Source organism: Mesobacillus sp. (assembly GCF_049588175.1).
Classification (GTDB): Bacteria; Bacillota; Bacilli; order Bacillales; family Cytobacillaceae; genus Mesobacillus.
This window is the reverse complement of record NZ_JBAVFI010000351.1, coordinates 1-2,153: the sequence shown is the minus strand read 5'-3', so window position 1 is coordinate 2,153 and position 2,153 is coordinate 1. Positions and strand designations below refer to the sequence as shown.

Genomic DNA, 2,153 nt, shown 5'->3' with positions numbered 1-2,153 from the left:
GCTGCTACAGATTTCACTTCTAATATCCAAAAAATCATTGACCAGAAGCCGGATTATCTATTTGTCGTTTGGGCTGGAGCTAATTCTCCCTGGAACCAGATTGCTGACATGAAGGTACAAGAAAAAGGCATCAAGATTTCAACGGGTGCTCCTGATATCGCAGCACTTGCAACAATGCAGCCGCTTGTTGGCATGGAAGGCTTCACGGTTTACTACCACGATCTTCCTCAAAATGACATAAACAAATGGCTTGTTGATGAGCATAAAAAGCGCTTCAACGGCGAGCTTCCTGATTTATTCACTCCAGGCGGTATGAGTGCGGCGATCGCGATTGTCGAAGCTCTTAAGAAAACAGAGGGTGACACAGATTCTAAGAAATTGATCAAAACAATGGAAGGCATGAGCTTTGAATCTCCAAAAGGCAAGATGACATTCCGTGCAGAAGACCATCAGGCACTTCAAGCCCTATACGCTATCAAACTTGAAAAGAAGGATGGAGTTAACTATCCAGTACCTGTCCTGATTCGTGAACTTTCGCCGGAAGAAACGGCTCCTCCAGTCCGCAACTAAAACACTCATAATGAACTTCGGTACTTTTCGCCGGAGTTCATTATGCTTTTATTTTACAAGGGTGGTGAATAAAGTGGCTGCAATTTTAGAAACAAAAGACTTGAGTATCACGTTTGGAGGGCATACGGCGGTTGACTCTGTTAGCATTTCGGTCCCGCAAAATCATTTCAAATCCATCATTGGTCCGAACGGGGCGGGCAAAACGACTTTCTTTAATCTCCTGAGCGGGCAGCTTATGCCAACAAAAGGACAGGTCATATATAAAGGCAGCGAAATCACAAAGCTTTCCCCAACGAAAAGGACGAGGGCAGGAATCGGGCGGTCCTTTCAGATCACGAATGTATTCCCTAATCTGACAGTGATGGAAAATGTCCGCCTCGCAGTCCAGTCGCATGCCGGTGTCCGATACCAGATGATAAGGCACTTCAGGGCGTTCAAAAAATTTGAAGAGGAAGCAGCAGAGTGGCTGAAGCTTGTTTTACTTGAAGAAAAAAAGGATGCCCTCGCAAGTAACCTTGCCCACGGTGAAAAAAGGAAGCTGGAAATCGCGATGCTCCTAGCTTTGAATACAGAAGTACTGCTCCTTGATGAACCGACTGCAGGCATGTCGCTCGAAGAGGTACCGGCCATTCTGGAAGTCATCCGCAAAATTAAACAAAGAGGCGACCGAACGATCATCTTGATCGAACACAAGATGGATATGATCATGGACCTTTCAGACTCCATTATGGTGCTATTCAACGGCAGCCTGCTTGCCGATGGGACTCCTGAAGAGATCATGAAAAATGAAACCGTTCAGTCTGCTTATTTAGGAGGTTTGCATAGTGAGCACGCTGCTAAAACTTGACCAGGTTGAAACATATATCGGCCAGTACCATATCCTTCAAGGCGTTTCCTTTGAAGTACCAAAGGGTGAAGTCACGGTCCTGCTGGGAAGGAACGGTGCCGGAAAAACGACTACTTTAAGGACGATCATGGGCTTGAACCAGGCTTCAAAAGGCATAATTCAATACAAAGGCGAAGAAATCAAAGGCTTGCCAACGTATACGATTGCCAATAAAGGCATCGGCTATGTTCCCGAGGATCAGGGGATTTTTTCTGAATTAACGGTTGAAGAGAATATTAAAGTGGCTGTCAAAAAGGAAAATGATGAAACACGCCAAAGGCTGGATTATATTCTTGATCTGTTTCCAGATCTAAAACGGTTTTGGAAAAAACCAGGCGGCCTCCTGAGCGGCGGACAGAAGCAAATGCTGTCCATCGCACGTGCTTATGTCAATGACAATGAGCTCCTGTTGATTGATGAACCAAGCAAAGGACTTGCACCAATTGTCGTTGAAAAGGTGATGGAATCTATCCAGCAAATGAAGGAAAAGACGACAATCATACTGGTAGAGCAAAACTTCATGATGGCCAGTACAATTGGCGACAGCTTTTACATCATCGATGATGGCCGGACTGTATCAAACGGCCCAATGAAAATTCTGCGTGAAGATGAAGAAATGAGAAGGAAATATCTCGGGATTGCCTAGGAAGGGAGGAAGAAATAGTGGATGTCCTAATTAGTTTAAGTCTTAATGGCC

The 2,153-nt window shown here is 45.0% G+C and carries 3 protein-coding genes; all 3 read left to right on the top strand.

Annotation, left to right across the window (positions count from 1 at the left end):
* Window positions 1-570, top strand: a 570-nt coding sequence (locus tag WB217_RS08800) for an ABC transporter substrate-binding protein (RefSeq protein WP_423992608.1), incomplete at its 5' end; no start/stop codon positions are given.
* A gap of 73 nt (window positions 571-643) precedes the next feature.
* A complete protein-coding gene (locus tag WB217_RS08795) occupies window positions 644-1,417 on the top strand; it encodes an ABC transporter ATP-binding protein (protein ID WP_423992606.1) in 774 nt (257 codons plus the stop codon).
* Entirely contained in the window at window positions 1,395-2,102 is a 708-nt protein-coding gene (locus WB217_RS08790) for an ABC transporter ATP-binding protein (RefSeq protein WP_423992604.1), read from the top strand. Before WB217_RS08795 ends, WB217_RS08790 begins: the two co-directional genes overlap by 23 nt.
* The last annotated feature ends 51 nt before the right edge of the window (window positions 2,103-2,153 follow it).